The organism is Bradyrhizobium murdochi, assembly GCF_000472965.1.
Taxonomy (GTDB): domain Bacteria; phylum Pseudomonadota; class Alphaproteobacteria; order Rhizobiales; family Xanthobacteraceae; genus Bradyrhizobium; species Bradyrhizobium murdochi.
On sequence record NZ_AXAU01000029.1, the window covers coordinates 23098 to 38893 of the forward strand.

Here is a 15796-nt window from a genome sequence, read left to right on the forward strand (position 1 = left end):
GGGCATCGTGGGTCCAGCTTTGGAGGTGGCGGACATATTCCGCCGCCACGGCGAAGCTTTTCGACAGGCGCATGCCGGTCACCTCGGCCGCGTCGAGCGACGCCTGATGGGCGCCATCACCGCGTGTCGGACGGCCGTGCTCGGTGGCCATATCGAGCAATGCGACGACTGCGGTGCGACCCGCATAGCCTACAACTCCTGTCGCAATCGGCACTGTCCGAAGTGCCAGGGCGCGGCGCGCGCAATGGCTTGCCGAGCGGCAAGCCGAACTCCTTCCCGTGCCGTATTTCCACGTGGTCTTCACCTTGCCGGCGCCGGCCAGAGAGATTGCTTTCCAGAACAAGGCGGTGGTCTATGCCATCCTTTTCCGCTGCGCGGCGGAGACACTAACCACCATCGCGGCCGATCCCAAGCATCTCGGTGCCCAGCTCGGCGTGACCGCCGTCCTCCATACCTGGGGCCAGACCCTGCAACACCATCCGCATGTCCACTGCGTCGTGCCCGGCGGTGGACCTTCGCTCGACGGCACACGCTGGGTCGCTTGCCGGCCCGGCTTCTTCCTACCAGTGCGCGTCCTCTCCCGGCTGTTTCGCCGCCTGTTTCTGCAAGAGCTGCAAGCTGCCTTCGCGGCCGGCCAGTTGCGCTTCTTTAGCGATCTCGCCCACCTCGCCGATCCCGCCGCGTTCACCCAGCGGCTCGATCAGCTCCGACGGACCGACTGGGTCGTCTGCGCCAAGCCGCCATTCGGCGGGCCCGAACAGGTGCTGGCTTATCTCGGCCGCTATACCCATCGCGTCGCCATCGCCAACAGCCGGCTGGTCTCGCTCTCCGACGGCAAGGTCCGCTTCGCCTGGAAGGACTATCGCCAGCACAGCAAGACCAAGCTGATGACGCTCGATGCAGGTGAGTTCATGCGGCGCTTTCTCCTGCACACCCTGCCGGACGGCTTCCATCGCATCCGCCACTATGGCTTCCTCGCCAATGGCGGACGCAACGACCGACTCGCCCTTTGCAGTCAGCTCCTCGCTGTTCGCCATCTCCCGCCAGATCGCGAAGCCGGCACCGATCCCTTCGCCAAATGTGAGATTCCCGCCTGCCCACATTGCGGCGGCACCATGCGGCGGATCGACGTCGTCCCGCGAGCCTGCGCGCGCGACCAGCCGTTCCGTTGTGACACGTCATGACCATCGCCTGCACCATCCATCCCCTCGATGATCACCTTCTCGGTGGCAACGTCCGACGTCGCCGTGGCCGCGCTCGTCACCGTTCACCCCGTCAGTCATTCGGCCGCGCGTCCCAGCACAGCAAATCGCTCGCGGCATCGCGCTCTCGGCCCGAGCAATGGCGCCGCTCATGTCCGATCAATATCTCGCCGACGCGCGGCGACCACAGGCGCGCCTTCTTCGCAGTTGCACCGGCTGCACTATCGCCATAGCGCCCCGCAACTCCGCGGCTTCGTTCAATCCGGCTTCTATGAGGTCGCACGTTACGACAGAGCGCGCGGCTGGCCTTTGCCCCGCGACCTCACAGAACCCTCAAGATTCCCAGACGGGAGGATTTCTGATTCAAACTCCATGCTGGGAGCGGGAGTCAGCATGGATGACACGACCCTACTCGGAAGACATCCGCGGACGTGCTCTTGCGCGGGCTGATGCAGGCGAGACCGTTCGTTCGATTGCCGAAGCACTTCAGATCAGTCCTTGCTGTGTGACGAAGTGGAAGAACCTGAGGCGGGAGACCGGCGGCCTCTCGCCCGGCAAGATCGGCGGTCACAAGAAGCCGGTTTTATCCGGCGCCAATGCCGACTGGCTGCGCAAGCGCATTCGCTCAGGGCCATTCACCTTGCGTAAGCTGACGAGGGAGCTGGCCGCGCGCGGGATCAAGACAGACGTGCGGGCGGTGTGGACCTTTGTTCACGCCGAGGGGCTGAGCTTCAAAAAAAACGCTTCTGCCGACCGAGCAAGATCGTCCCGACATCGCCCGTAAACGGGCGCGCTGGAAGGCCCATCAGGGCAGGATCGATGCATCACGCCTGATCTTTATCGACGAGACGTGGGTCAAAACCAACATGGCGCCGCTACGCGGCTGGGGACCCTGTGGGCAGCGCCTCGAAGCGACGGCGCCTTTCGGCCATTGGAAGACCATGACCTTCATCGCGGCGCTCCGCTACGACCGGATCAGCGAGCCGTGGATCATCGATGGCCCCATCAACGGTGAGCTTTTCACCCTTTATGTCGAGAAGGTGTTGGCGCCAACTCTGGCAAAGGGCGAGGTCGTCATCCTCGATAACCTCGGCAGCCACAAAGGCAAGCCGGCCCGCAACGCCATCCGCGCCACGGGGAGCGCATCTGCTCTTCCTGCCGCCCTAGAGCCCCGACCTCAACCCGATCGAGCAGGTCCTCGCCAAACTCAAACATTTGGTCCGAGCCGCTGAGCCACACGACGTCGAGCAAACCTGGCGAAAAGTCGGCGAACTCCTCGATCTCTTCTCAAGCGAGGAGTGCGCAAACTATCTCAGAAACTCTGGGTATGTTTCCGTATAAAAACAGCGTGCTCTAGTTATTCGCTTTTTACGCGATCAGTCTGGAGCTACCGCCATAGAATACGGTTGATAACGGCGGGTAAAGCTGTCGCTGTCCACCGACTGACTCAGCTCGTCACCTCAGGTAGCGTGTGTGGATAAGCCACTGATTCGATTGTACATGACGATTCGCGGGTCCCTTCGGCGTACGTTTCGTCGCAGTGAGTTCGGGCTGCTTACGCCCTGCTGCGAATGATACTTAGGCAAGCTGACGACGAACTGACGGGAAGGTGTCACCCAGCTTAGAGGACGAAGGGCATCGGCCCAACGACGAGTTGATGGTGGCGTGCGCTTCACCAATGATGGTCGGACTCAATCTTCGGTTCAATTTGATCATGCTGGCCGACGCTGTTTCATCGACACTCAGCCTTTGCTCTCAATTCTGCCGATCGGCGCGCGGCGTAACTTCTGCGAACTTGCCACTCCTGGTCCTTCGCCCATTGCGGGCGAGGCGCTCAAGCACATTGCCGAGTTCTATGCCATCGAGAAGGACACCCGTTGCTGTAGCCCCGAGGCGCCGTCTCGTTCGGCAACAGCCAACCGCTCGTGGAATCTATCGAGCGGTGGCTCGCGCAACGCTCGCGTTGGCGGGCTGAGGCGCCCTGGCGGACACCGCACTTGAGAAGCAGTTCGACAGGGAAGGTATTGAATCCGTCGAAGAAGGGCGCTCGAACGCGGGATTTGAGCTTCAACGCCAGGCTCATTGCATTAATCAGGATGAAAGTGTCCTTACAGTCCCAATCAAATTTTCGTTACGTGTCAGCGAGGTGACCGCCGCATGTCGGGAGAGGGGGCCGCATTATGACCGACCATGTGTCCACCGTCCGCGAAGCGCTTGACGGCTCAAGAGATGCAGCGCTCACGAAGGCCTCCGGCAAACAGCCGATGCTCGACCGGCCTGTTAAGATCCGTCCTCGTACGCGCTCCTTTGTGAAAAATGCGATCCTCGCCAGTCTTTCTCTGCAAGACCTCGCGGCAATAGGCGAGTTCCTTGAGCCGATGGTGCTGAAAGAACGCATGATCCTGCAGGAGCCGAAAAAGCATCTTGATTACGTCTATTTTATCGAGTCGGGCCTCGTCTCGCTGAGAATTGTCGCGGCGGAAAGCATCCTTGAATCGGCGGTGATAGGACATTGGGGTGCGGTCGGCGCTTCGCTCTTAGTGGTAGGGCATATTTCGACGCACCAATCTGTTGTGCTCTTTCCCGGAAGTGCGCACAGGATCCGTGTCGAGGATTTGCGTCGGGTGACGAAGGAGCGTCCTGAAATCCGAGAACATCTTTTTCGGTACGTTCAAGCGCTGACCTTGCATTGCGCTCAGACGGGATTGTGCGGGGTTCGGCACGATCGCGAGCAGCGGCTCGCGAGCTGGCTCTGTTTGGCGAGTGATGCTCTGGGCACTCACGTGCTTCCAATTACCCATGACTACCTTTCGTTCGCGTTGGGGTTGCGCCGCGCTGGTGTAACCGAGACGCTAATCCGATTCGAAGAACAAAGGTTAATTCGCAAGATGCGTGGTGTCTTGCAGATCCATGAACGCAAGGGTCTCGAGCAAAAGGCATGTGGCTGTTACAAGCTTCTTTCAGGCGCTTATGCCCTTTCTGAGTCCCTCAGCAAAAGAGCAGGCGGTTAGCAAAATCGCCCAGGCGTTCAGTGCATCTTGCAGACGCGTTGCCGGCGGCAGTGTTGTCTGCCCGGTCGCATTAACATGCGCAGATACACCGTCATGCCGTTTTCGGCTTCGAGGCATTATCGTCCCATACCGGATTGGTCCACATGAACGTCCTGCGTCGCCTTGGAAAGGGGACTTGCCGCTGCGGCAGGCGTTCTGGAATTGAGCGGTGGCCGGGCGGAATTGCGGTCAACGTGCTCGCGTCAATTTTCTTCCTGGCACTGATCATGGGCGATCGTAGTGTAGCGGCCTTTGTGTCGGCTACGCACTTGCAGTACCTATCGTAACGGTCGGCATCTGGCGATCGGTCGCACGTTACAAGGGCGTCGCCATTGGGCCGACCTCGCACGCATCGGTACAGTTGCTGGAATGATCGTGTTAAAAGTCATCTGATCGATGACCATTCCCGAACGCCACTTAAATAAGCCAAACGGTAACGGGCTCTGCATTAACGTGTCTCGGTGCTGCAACAACCGTTCTGTTCCTCATTAGGAACAGCAAAATATGACTCCACAGTCATAATTGCGGAGATCAGTATCCGAAATATCGGGCAGGCGGATCGAGCGTTTTTATAATGGATTGTTTAAGCCCGAAGGTCGCAGCGCGAGAATGCCTGCGATCTCTTTTCGCTCGGACTCAGACCAAATATGAACTGAAGAATGGCCTATTTGATCTTTGCCCGCGATGGTGCAAGCCGCATTGTATTGAAGCGAGATAGTCGGGACGGAGCCGAAAAGAAAGCGCGCGAGCTAAGGGACCTTGGCTGGTTCGATGTGCAGATACAAGAAGCCGAGCCAGCCCGAGCGACAGCCCCAAAGGGCTCGGATGACAATTGAGGTCCGCGATCAGGACGTCTCGCGGGCCTCCAGGTCAAGCTTACGTGACAGTCGATCTGCTTAGGCGGGTCATTAATCGAGGTCCAACAAAAAGGGCGCTGTAGGACGGCCTAAAGTTACCTTTTGATGTCCCATCACGGGATGGTTGGTAGACTTTAGCGCTTGTCTCTGACTATTGATTACGGCCGTGCTATTGACGCTTCTCGCTCTTTGGCATGCTGCGCAGTAGCTGTCTTATCCGCTCGTCACGATCCCGTTTGAGAAACTCGCGCTCGCGATGCTCGAATGCCGAGATTCCGCGCTCATGGTCGATGTCGAGGCGACGCGAGCTATCCGGCAGGCCGAGCTCCGAATTCGTTCAGATACGCCATAAGGATTATTGGTCCTTAGGACTCCAGAGCGACTTTCAAGCGAGCTTTCTCTAGACGATGCCTGAGTGCAGTGAGCCTATTAGCGAACTCACTCAGTTCGTGAAGACCGAAATCACCAAAAACAAACTCATCGAGGACTTCCTGTTGTGCAGCGACGCTAGCGAGATGCTTGTAAGTCTTGTCCGTCAGTGACATCTGGACGACCCGGGCATCGCTTGTGGAGGTCCTACGCCGCAGGAAGCCCTTCTTCTCCAGCAGCTTTGATTGGGTCGTGACGAATGAAGGGTCGACGTGCATAAATTTCGATACCACGTTGACCGGAACACCGTTTTCTCTGTCCAACTCCGCCAAGGCCATCAAGATCATCCACTGTGGTCCAGTAATGCCAAGTACATCGGCCCGGAATTGGCGAAGTTCCTCCAGACATAAATTGATCGACCTTATTTCCCACATGAATCGCCGGACCACCTCCTGACTCTCAGCAGAGCCACTGTCGACCGCTCTTGCTAGGCTAGGCATATCCTGAGGCATCATATGTCAGCAGTTCATCCGTTGGTTCGTTCCCCCTAGCGCAGATTAAGAATATGGACAATGCTGTCCGCGCGAACCCACAGCGCGCCCAGATCGTTCGGGCACTCGGCGAACTTCCGGATCACCTTGGCGTCACTGCAATCGAAAACCGGGGGCGGGGTTGCCGCGAGCAAAGTAGGCAATTCGGTGTGGTGAAATCGGTCGAGAAAAGCGCGGAAGCGCAGAATTTATTCGCCGACGCCGGACGCATTGCATTAATCAATATCGATATCTCGTTACTGTGCACGGCCAAGCGTAACCCCTGTTTCACGAGCCCGACTGTTTTTGGTGTCGGCAAATACAATCGCGCGGTCAAACCCATCTCAATCTGCGAAACGGCATAGGAGTGGGACATGGCTAGGTACTCCTACCGCGGCACGCCGCAGATGCGATCGCAGGGCGCATTTCCAGCCCCAGCGTCATGTCGGCGGATGGAAGCCCTGAACTGGGCGCGCGTTTCAATCGAGCGTATCGACAACCTATGCCGCTGGAGAAGGCACGAGAGGAATTCCCCGACGCATACCGAAGGCTGACGACTTCGCCACGCTTCATATTTTTGTCGGTCCGGAAGATCTACAATTCGAGTGTGGCCAGCCACTTCGAGTGCTTTGGCTCCAGCGGGGAAGCTGGCTGCGCGCCCAAACGCGGAGGAGCAGGCTGCACGGCCGCCGAAGCGGCTCAGCACGAAGTACTTTGCCTGACCGCATTGCGATTCAACCAACGGCGAACGATCAATTCGCTTGGCCGCCCCTTGCTAGCTCTTTTACGCTTTACACGTATGAATGCCCGCGATTTTGCTGAATGCAAAAAAAAGCCCGCGCGAACTTTACACACGGCCAGTCAGGGAGGAAACGCCCCATGGGCCTCTGAACCAGAGCTCCAGAAACGAATGATCGCATAACGATTTTCTGGCGTCGCTTGGCGGAGAATCTCGCTCATGTTTTGCATCTTTCGCGCAAAAATGACCAACTGATCGCAGCTATCCCTCGAAAGCATCGTACGATATGACAGTTTGCGCTACATCGGCCGCAAATTGATGTCCCGTTAATCGGAATCTAAACAACGCAGATTGCGTTCGGGTAATCGCGCGTGCTCCTAGCCTGCGAGTTCAGGATTTCGAAATCAGTCTAAAATTGATTTGCCGGTCGTTATCGACCGAACGAAGCAGGTCAACTCTCGTTAGCTCAATATGTATAAGCCCCCCGGTCGGACGCGCTAACCACTGCGCCGGGGGCATAAACATTGGTGTCGCGTGAAGGGGTTCGAATTTTTGAGTAAGCTCGTTTCGAGTTTTAGTTTGAATCCACTTCACATTGCAACGACGCACAGCAGCAATCGCAAGATCAACTTAATTCTGTCACAACACGCCCACGTTGAACGCGTATCTGCGGCGTGCTGCATCGCTGCGCGCGAGTGGAATGCTCTGCTGCGTTGAATACGCTGAACACGCAGACCGGTGCCTCTGCGCAAGCAACCGAGCCACCAGGCAGCAAGAGAAACTGCGAAGAAAGAAAGAGGAGCTGTAGATGGCCGGCGTATTTCCTGTTCAAGGATTTGGATTCCTCTCAAACTACAATGGCGCATTCGTCGCGAGTTCCGCGCAGGCTGCCATGCAGGCGATCGCGGGCACCAATGCAAACTCGATCGAACTCGCTCCGCGGCTGTTTATGCAAACCAGGACGTCGAGTGACGTCTTCGCCGATCCCAACAAGACCGAGAGCGACGCCAATATTCTGCAGGCCATTGCAAATGCGCAGGCGCTCGGCCTTTCGGTCACGCTGAAGCCTATGGTCTCGGCCCTCGATGGCTCGCTTGCATACGTGCTCAATCCGAGTGATCCCGCCGCTTTCTTTGCTTCCTACAAGAACCACCTGGTTCGTATGGCTGGAATCGCCGAACAAGCAGGCGTCAGCATGCTTGTGATCGGCAATGAGCTGGGCAAGCTCTCCGGCCCAGAATACCTAAGTTATTGGGTCGACCTCATTGATTCAGTACGCGCTGTGTTCCACGGCGAGATCACTTATGCCGCCGCAACCGACGAAGCCATCAATGTCAGCTTTTGGGACAAGGTTGATGTCATCGGAATCAATGCTTATCCGCCGCTGACGACGAAAACGGACCCGACCGTCGAGGAGATGGTCAATGCGTGGAACAGCATGTCCACGGACGACTACTGGGCGAAGGTGATGAACCACATGTCGCCGGTCGACTTCTTCCACTCCCTTGCCCTGCAGTATGACAAGCAGGTGTTCTTCACTGAAACCGGCTATCGCAGCGTCGACGGAACCAATATCAGTCCGGGCGGCTGGGCCGAAGGCACGACGCAGGACGTCCAAGAGCAATACGATGCCTTCAACGCCTTCTTTCAGGTGTGGGGATCGGAAGGCGGAAGCTGGTTCAGGGGCGCGTCGATCTGGAACTGGGACACGAACAACAAATACTCGCCGATCGGCTACTCACCGCAAGGCAAGCCTGCGCAGCAGTTGATTACTGAATGGTACGGAGGACAGCACCAGCCGCCCGGCCAGAATCTGACGGGTTCTCCCTCCGCGGATCTGATGGATGTCGGCGGCGGCAATGACGTGCTGTCGGGTGGGGTCGGCAACGACACAATCAAGTCAGGCGGCGGCGACGACATCATTACCGGCGGCCCCGATGCAATTCCGAAGCTCACGCAGACCACCGTCACCGTGACGGGCTACGGCTCCGTCGTCGACGGCGTCGGCGCCAAAATGCAGCTCCTGATCAACGGGCAGCAGGTCGGCAACACCGTCGAGTTCCGCGGCGCGACCGACGCATCAGGCTTCCAGACCTTCACATTCACCTTCGCCAACCCGGCGACAGTCTCCAGTCTCGATCTCGCGTTCATCAACGATATCGCCAACGCCAATGGTGACCGCAACCTTTACATCAAGGACATTACGGTCAACGGCGAGCATCTTTCCGCCGCCGACGCCGTCAATCCGAGCTCGCCGAGAACGTGGAATCTCTATCAGAACAAATCCATCCACTACGACATGACCGCGCACCAGGACCTGTTCTTCGGCTCATCGACGGACAATGACAACCTTGACGGAGGAGCCGGCAAGGATGTGATCAACGGCGGCGCCGGGACGGACATGATCCAGGGCGGTGCGGGCAACGACACCATCAACGGTGGTCCGGGCGCGGATGTGATCCACGGCGGCGCGGACGCCGACACGATCAACAGCGGCGCCGGCATCACCACCGCGACGGATCAACTTTACGGCGATGACGGCAGCGACATCATCAAAGCCTCGACCGGCGACACCGGCGCCATGCTCGACGGCGGCGCCGGCAAGGACCAGCTCTATGGCAGTTGGGCAGCCAATGTCATGAATGGCGGTGATGGAAACGATTATCTCTCCGGTAGCGGCGGACTCGATACCATGCACGGCGACGCCGGCGATGACCAGCTGAAAGGCGGCACCGCGGCAACGCAAATGTCTGGCGATGACGGCAATGACAGCCTGCAGGGCGGTACGGGCAACGAGTTCCTGTATGGCGGCAGCGGCAACGACCGCCTGACCGGTGGCGGCGGCAACGATTATCTGGCCGGCGGGTCCGGCAATGATACGTTCGTTTTTGCTGCCGGCTTCGGCAAGGACACAGTCGCCGACTTTCAGAACACCGATGGTGTCCAGGACCTCATTCAAATCGACAAGACGGTGCTTGCCGATTTCAATGCCGTGCAATCGCACATGATCGAGAGCGGCACCAGCGTCGTGATCACCTTAGACGCTAACAACACGATTGAGATCAAGAATACGACCGTGGATCAGCTCCACGCGAGCGATTTCTGGGTCATCTGATAACTGACCCCGAAAGATGGAAGAGACCCTTCTTAATCATGCAAGGACATTGTCTTCATTGCCTACGCCGCGCATGACGATCTTCAAAGCGTCGTCAGGCAGAGGCCGCTGGAGCGCCCTGGCTTCATCCCACGTGGCGTGCATCCAATGTCGCGCTCTTCGTCAGTCGTCGAGATGACCGGCATTGCCTTTGGGTGGATAGGATCGACGATTGCGTTCGGTCACTCGTAAGAAATCCGGAGACCAGATGAGGCCCGGGAATCGGCTTCGATTTCGTGCCGAGATCGCTTTTGAACTCGATCCATATCCCGGCAAAGCGGGTCAAGCGGCCGATCGTCATTGATCGATTCATCTCTACTGCAGAACGGCCGTCTAACCCCAATCCACTGATCGTTCGCGGCCGTTCTGGTTCCGATTGCGACCGGATCGAAGGCGAGCTTAGCGCCGGAGTCTTCAACGACGTCGATAAGACTGCAGTCTGCCGCGGCCAGACCGAAGAAGGATCGAAAATCTTGAGCTCCTGCGGCGTCGCCAACAGTCGCCGCCGAAGCAATGAACGGACGAGCTGTCCCTTCCAGCAACGCGGCGACCAGTCCGTTCCGCTCCCGGCGACGATGAGCATCAACGGCTCACTCACCCGTCGGGCTATCCGCAAGAGCGTCGCCGAATCGAGATCGCTCATCTCGGCGACGCCGTCGGGATGGGAGTGCCAGTCGCCGAGATAATCCAAATCGCCGCCGCTTGCCTCGAAGGCGTGGTTGATTTCCGCCACCTGCCAGTTGTGATCCGGCAGGAAACAATGGCGACCGTGAAGGGCGAGGGGGCCGGGGGCCGCGCAGATCGACGATGATACGATCCTCGCCTGAACGCCAGCCCAGAAGGATCCCTCCGTTCTCCAGGGGCGACAAATCCCGCGCGCATTCGACCATCGATTGCATCACGCGCGAGGACAGCCACACGATCATCGACTGGCTCCGCAGCATTTTGGGTGAGGTGGGCAGGGGTGTGCCTCCCAACGGGGCAGGGTCCTCGATCTGTCTTCGTTCTTGAGCGTCAGTACGGCAACGGTCCAACCGCCGGGATCGTAGTTTCCCTCCGAGAGCAGTCCGACCGCCGTACGAACGATTTCGAGCGAGATCTCCTGTAGGTCGAAGCCGCCGCCGGTGAATGTCGGGGCATTGCAGCCGACCGGAATCACCATGCCGGCGTTGTCGACCCGTGGCTCGGGTATGCGCTTGTCCTTCCAGTGCTCGTTGAGGCAGACGAAGCAGCCTTCGGCGTCTGGCAGAAAACGCGCGACCAGGCCGCCTGCAACCCCATGTGTCGCGTGACCGACCACGTAAGGTACACCGAACCGCTTGCAGTAGTGTGACAGGGCAAGCTGTACTTCTTCCGATGCGGAAGCGTCGACCACCACATCCGCGCCGCGCAGCGCCTGGAAGACCGGCGCCAGCACGTTGCCGGGGTCAGGCGGGATCGCGGCGGCATTGGTGGTTGCCTCGCCGAGACGCCCGGGAATGAAGCACGCTTTCGTCCATGGATAGTTCTCGGCGATGAAGTTCGCGAGAGCCGCGGCCTTGCCTCTTCCCCAGGCCGAGCGACCCAGCGGCCAGCGCAGGCTGTTGCCCGGTTGGACCACGTCGAAATCAAGAAAGGTGACTTCTCCGACGCCGGCGCGCGCCAGTTCTAGGCCGGAGAAGCTTCCGATCGCGCCGGCCCCGACGACGACGGCCTTCTTTGTCAGAAGCGATTTGGCGATGGGCAGTCGTGAAAAGACGTCGTCCTTTCCGGCGCGCTCGCCGAGCACCAGCCGCGGCGCACCGGCAGTCCTTCCGTCCGCAAGTGCAGGCCGGGTGACCAGGAACAGCCATCCCGCGCCGTTCTTCTTAGGGCCGTACTTGACCTCCTCCGGAAACGCGATGCCGGTGGTCGAGAGGGGGCCACGCGCCGCCTCGTTGACTTTGCGCACGCTGGCCGGCTGCATCACCGCCTGGCGCGCAAGTTCTGCTTCGGCAAGCCGGAGCAACTCGCGCGCATCGGTGGTCGCGGGCGGAGTGAACTTGACCCATCGACCGGTGAGCACCTGAGCGTCGCGTGGCTCCGTCGGAAATCCGAACCGTTTTCCGATGGCCGCGCCGCTGCTGGTCTTCAGTTGCCGCAGCATGCCTTCAAACGCGGCCTGGTTCGTGTTGCTGAAAGCGACCCGAGCAGACCACCTCCAGCAGCCCATGCGGCGCCGGCGGCAACGGAGCATGACCGTCGAATAGGATGACCGAATCCTCCTCGGAGGCTCCCGCGAAGTACGGCATTAACGGATCGGCGGCCTGCTCCTCGAGCTTAGCTGCATCGTCCCAGCGACCCTCCTTTCTTGCGGCGAGGGCGCGCAGGAGATGGTTCAAGCGCTCCTGGACAAAGGCCGCGACGAGCTGGTTGGAGTCCCACTGTCCCGATTCCTGCGTCAGCAGGCACAGCTCGCGGCTGAGGGGGTTTTGATGCCGCTCGAAGCTCTCGTTCGGCGCAGCCACCGCGGGGCGACAAAAGGGGTGCAGCGGAGAATACCCGATGCGCAACAGCATGGGGACGGACTGTCCATCCACCGGCCAGTCCGCTTCCAGGATCAGGATCCCGTTTCCCTTGTGAATAGTTCGGGGCGCAATGCCGAGCCGTGCGAACTCCGCCAGCTCGGCATCAAGAACCTCGGGCCAAATCGTCCACCAATCCTCGTCGGCGCGGGGCTCGCTGTGCTTAGCCAAGCTTAGCCTACAGGACGATGTCCGGGCGGCGAACTCGGGCGCGGCGGGCCTTTGCCCGGTGTCTCGCTGGGCGGGCCAGGCGGCACGTCGGGATGCTCCGGATGTGTTGGATGGGGCGGTTTAGCCATTCGTGAATTCCTTCTCTGCTTGCTGTCACGCTCGGCGCCGTGGCGCCGAGTAGGGGACCTACTTTGCCCCGATTAGGAGACACACTTGTGGGGGACGTACTTTGCCCGTCGCCGCAACCTCACGCCAGTCGGCAAAATCGAGACGACCCGCTTGTGGATCCGCGATTGTCACAATTCAAGCAAATGCCTCCGCAATCCACGGGAAAAATTGCGTGCCCGCGGGAAGCGCAGCCAAGGAGGTTTCGATTCTCGCTTATTGCCGGAGCCCGGAAGATCAACGAAGCAAAGCGAGAGCAGGGCCTATCTGTAGGCCGAGTTCAAACGCTCAATTTCTTTCAGTTCTAGTTTGCTGCCCTGGAGCAATCGACTGATGATCTCCGCCCTAACCCCCCGCCGAGCCACCAAATGGCGGGCTCTGAAAAGAAAACGCTCCAGCGATCGTCAGGGCTTTCTTATATCGGATTGAGATGCGTCAGGAACCCTTTTCGTTCACCTCGGCATAGCCGCCCTTGTCGTCCCATTTATAAACGACATAGTCGATCTGCGTGATGTCGCCCTTGGCGTCATATTCCAGCTTGCCGATCGCAGTCTCCCAGGAGCCCGCTTTGATCGTATCCATCACCTTCTTCGGATCCGTGGTGCCGGCTTTGGCCACAGCCTGCGCCCACACCTGTACCGCAGCGTAGGTGTAGAGGGTGTAGCCTTCGGGGTCGATGTTCTTGCCCCTGAACTTTTCGACGATTGCAGCCGCCGTCGGCTTCTTGCGTGGGTCGGGTCCGAAGGTGAAGAGCGTGCCTGCGCCGGCGGCGCCGGTGATCGAGGCATATTCCCTGTCGGCCAACGCGTCACCCGACATCAGCACGGTCTTTAGGCCCTGGTCGCGCATTTGGCGCAGGATCAGGCCGGCTTCCTGATGGTAGCCGCCGACGAACACGAGATCGATATTGTCACGCTTCAGGCGCGACACGATCGAGTTAAAGTCCTTGTTGCCCTTGTTGTAGGACTCGAACATCTTCTCGGTGAAGCCAGCCTTGTTGAGCGCCTTCTTGGTCTCGTCGGCAAGGCCCTTGCCGTAGGTGGTCTTGTCGTTGAGGATGGCGACGTTCTTGCCCTTGTAGTTCTTGACGATGTAGTCGGCGGCGACCAGACCCTGCTGGTCGTCACGGCCGCAGACGCGCGCCACGTTCCACAACTTGCGCTCGGTAAACAGCGGGTTGGTCGAGGCCGGCGTGATCTGCAGCACGTTGCCGTCGGCATAGGCTTCCGACGCCGGGATCGAGGACGACGAGCAGAAGTGACCGGCAACGAACGGGATCTTCGCGCTGGCGAACTTTTCAGCCACCGAGCGCGCCTGCTTGGGATCGCAGGCATCGTCGCCGACCTGCAGCGCGAGTTTCTTGCCGAGCACGCCGCCGGCGGCGTTGATATCGGCCACCGCCTGTTCGGCGCCGTTCTTCATCTGCCGGCCGAATGCGGATTCGCCGCCGGTTATCGGTCCCGCGACAGCGATGGTGATGTCCTCCGCGAATGCCGCTGTGGAGAACGTGAGGGATGCACCAAGTGCCAAGCCGAAGAGCCTGAGTGATTTCATGGAATGGTCCTCACAACGTGAAGGAAGGCGAGAGCAGAGCAGCACGAGCCCCGTCGCGTCAGTGCCACGAAGCCGTTTGAGACAAGGTCATGATCGCGCATGAAACACCGTCGATTGCGTCGCAAAAGAGAGGAGTAGTCCCGCCTTAGCTCGATGAGAAAACAACCCGCCTCTGCCGAAAGCACGAGCTTCTAGTCGGGAAGTGTCTGCAGAAAGCTCGTCGCCCGAAAGAGGATGGTAAGTATCTGCCGGCGTCGGGCCAGCAGGACAGGGAATCGGGCGGGCATACGCAAAGGGAAGTTCGTCCGAGCAAGCGATCGTAACTTACAATGCGTTCCCCCCGTCTCACCTTTGTAGAGCACTATCGATCTCATACCGCCGCGCAATGTCAACGCATGAAGTTGCCAACATGAACATTAGCCGAATCAGGTGGGTATGAAAGCAATAGGTCTGTCCGTAACGTACAGAACGCTCCTTTAATTGTGATACTCCACTCTCGTCCGAAGCGTACCAGCTGCTTTATCTGCTTGCTCCGGCGAGCATCGGTCCGCTCCGTACAAAGTTTCCACGCCTATAACAACGAAATCTCGAATGAGATTCTGCTAGCTTTAACAAATAGCCGGTAAGGTCCCGAGCCTTAGTGGCGCCCGCCGGCTCGCTCGCGCCGAATCAACCGATGCGTCGTAAACTGAACCGTAAGCGGGTTCGGCCAGATTACGCGAGCGACATTCCTCGCCAGCCGGGGATGGGACGGAACGCAGCAGGGGATAGCATGAATAACAGTGCCAAGAAATTGCGGCTGCCGCCGCGTGGCGCCGCACTTTGCAACGAAGCCATTGAGGGATTTGCCGATCGAGCGGCGAAAGCCGCGATGATCGCGGAAGCGTCGCAGAAATTAGAGGAGCTATTCGACGTTCTGCGTATCGATCACGTCAACGATCATAACACCCGCGATACGCCGCGGCGGGTCGCCAAGATGTTCGTTGAGGAAGTGCTGCGCGGCCGTTACGACGCGGCGCCCAAAATCACCGAATTCGAAAACGTCGAGCGCTGTGATCGTCTGATTGTCACCGGACCGATCGACGTGCGCTCGACTTGTGCGCATCACCTCATGCCGATCCACGGACAAGCCTACATCGGCGTGCTTCCATCGCCCAAGGGCAAGATCATCGGCCTGTCGAAATACGACCGCATCGTCGAGTACTTCTGCGCGCGACTGCAGATCCAGGAGGAGCTCGTCTCCCAGATCGGCAACTACATCGTCGACGCGACTGCGCCGAAGGGGCTCGCCATTCGGATTAGCGCAGTTCACATGTGCAGGACCCACCGCGGGGTCCGCGCGAGCGAGCAGAGCCGGATGATCAACAGCGCCTTCTTCGGTGAGATGCTGCACAACCAGGATCTTAAGAACGAATTCCTGCACGAGGCTCTGGCGCTGGAACGGCGCATCGGCGCATGAACG

Annotated in this window: 8 protein-coding genes and 4 pseudogenes; 6 read left to right on the top strand and 6 right to left on the bottom strand. The window is 59.2% G+C overall.

The window, feature by feature from the left end; genetic code table 11:
* Positions 1-4 precede the first annotated feature (4 nt).
* The 3 genes and pseudogenes from YUO_RS42560 (at position 5) to YUO_RS0133565 (ending at position 4213) form a co-directional block, all read left to right on the top strand.
* Positions 5-1184, top strand: a pseudogene (locus tag YUO_RS42560) (IS91 family transposase).
* A 415-nt stretch (positions 1185-1599) separates the two neighbouring features.
* Positions 1600-2543, top strand: a pseudogene (locus tag YUO_RS45430) (IS630 family transposase).
* Positions 2544-3382: 839 nt separating this feature from the next.
* Positions 3383-4213 carry a Crp/Fnr family transcriptional regulator gene (locus YUO_RS0133565; RefSeq protein ID WP_028351155.1) on the top strand — a complete coding sequence of 277 codons (831 nt, stop codon included), beginning with the start codon at positions 3383-3385 and terminating at the stop codon, positions 4211-4213.
* Between the two features lie 1261 nt (positions 4214-5474).
* Here the strand turns inward: YUO_RS0133565 and YUO_RS0133575 are convergent.
* Complete coding sequence (locus YUO_RS0133575; RefSeq protein ID WP_312002359.1) at positions 5475-5912, bottom strand: MarR family winged helix-turn-helix transcriptional regulator; 438 nt, start codon at positions 5910-5912, stop codon at positions 5475-5477.
* 131 nt (positions 5913-6043) lie between these two features.
* On the opposite strand from YUO_RS0133575, the gene YUO_RS0133580 reads away from it, so the two are divergent.
* On the top strand, positions 6044-6373 hold the full coding sequence (locus YUO_RS0133580; protein WP_028351157.1) for a hypothetical protein: 330 nt from the start codon (positions 6044-6046) through the stop codon (positions 6371-6373).
* A 1182-nt stretch (positions 6374-7555) separates the two neighbouring features.
* Complete coding sequence (locus YUO_RS48555) at positions 7556-9862, top strand: glycoside hydrolase family 113 (RefSeq protein WP_028351158.1); 2307 nt, start codon at positions 7556-7558, stop codon at positions 9860-9862.
* Between the two features lie 36 nt (positions 9863-9898).
* Here the strand turns inward: YUO_RS48555 and YUO_RS48175 are convergent.
* The 5 genes and pseudogenes from YUO_RS48175 to YUO_RS0133610 form a co-directional block, all read right to left on the bottom strand.
* A pseudogene (locus YUO_RS48175) lies at positions 9899-10187 on the bottom strand (SOS response-associated peptidase); the annotation flags it as partial.
* A gap of 276 nt (positions 10188-10463) precedes the next feature.
* Positions 10464-10772 (bottom strand): annotated as a pseudogene (locus tag YUO_RS48760) (Mov34/MPN/PAD-1 family protein); the annotation flags it as partial.
* 51 nt (positions 10773-10823) lie between these two features.
* Positions 10824-12026, bottom strand: a complete 1203-nt coding sequence (locus YUO_RS44100) for a ThiF family adenylyltransferase (RefSeq protein ID WP_051379774.1) — start codon at positions 12024-12026, stop codon at positions 10824-10826.
* 4 nt (positions 12027-12030) lie between these two features.
* Entirely contained in the window at positions 12031-12615 is a 585-nt protein-coding gene (locus YUO_RS0133605; RefSeq protein ID WP_028351160.1) for a hypothetical protein, read from the bottom strand.
* A 600-nt stretch (positions 12616-13215) separates the two neighbouring features.
* Positions 13216-14334 carry a branched-chain amino acid ABC transporter substrate-binding protein gene (locus YUO_RS0133610; RefSeq protein WP_028351161.1) on the bottom strand — a complete coding sequence of 373 codons (1119 nt, stop codon included), beginning with the start codon at positions 14332-14334 and terminating at the stop codon, positions 13216-13218.
* A 640-nt stretch (positions 14335-14974) separates the two neighbouring features.
* On the opposite strand from YUO_RS0133610, the gene folE reads away from it, so the two are divergent.
* Positions 14975-15793, top strand: coding sequence for a GTP cyclohydrolase I (folE, locus tag YUO_RS0133615; RefSeq protein WP_083754825.1), 819 nt, complete (start codon positions 14975-14977; stop codon positions 15791-15793).
* Positions 15794-15796: the final 3 nt, after the last annotated feature.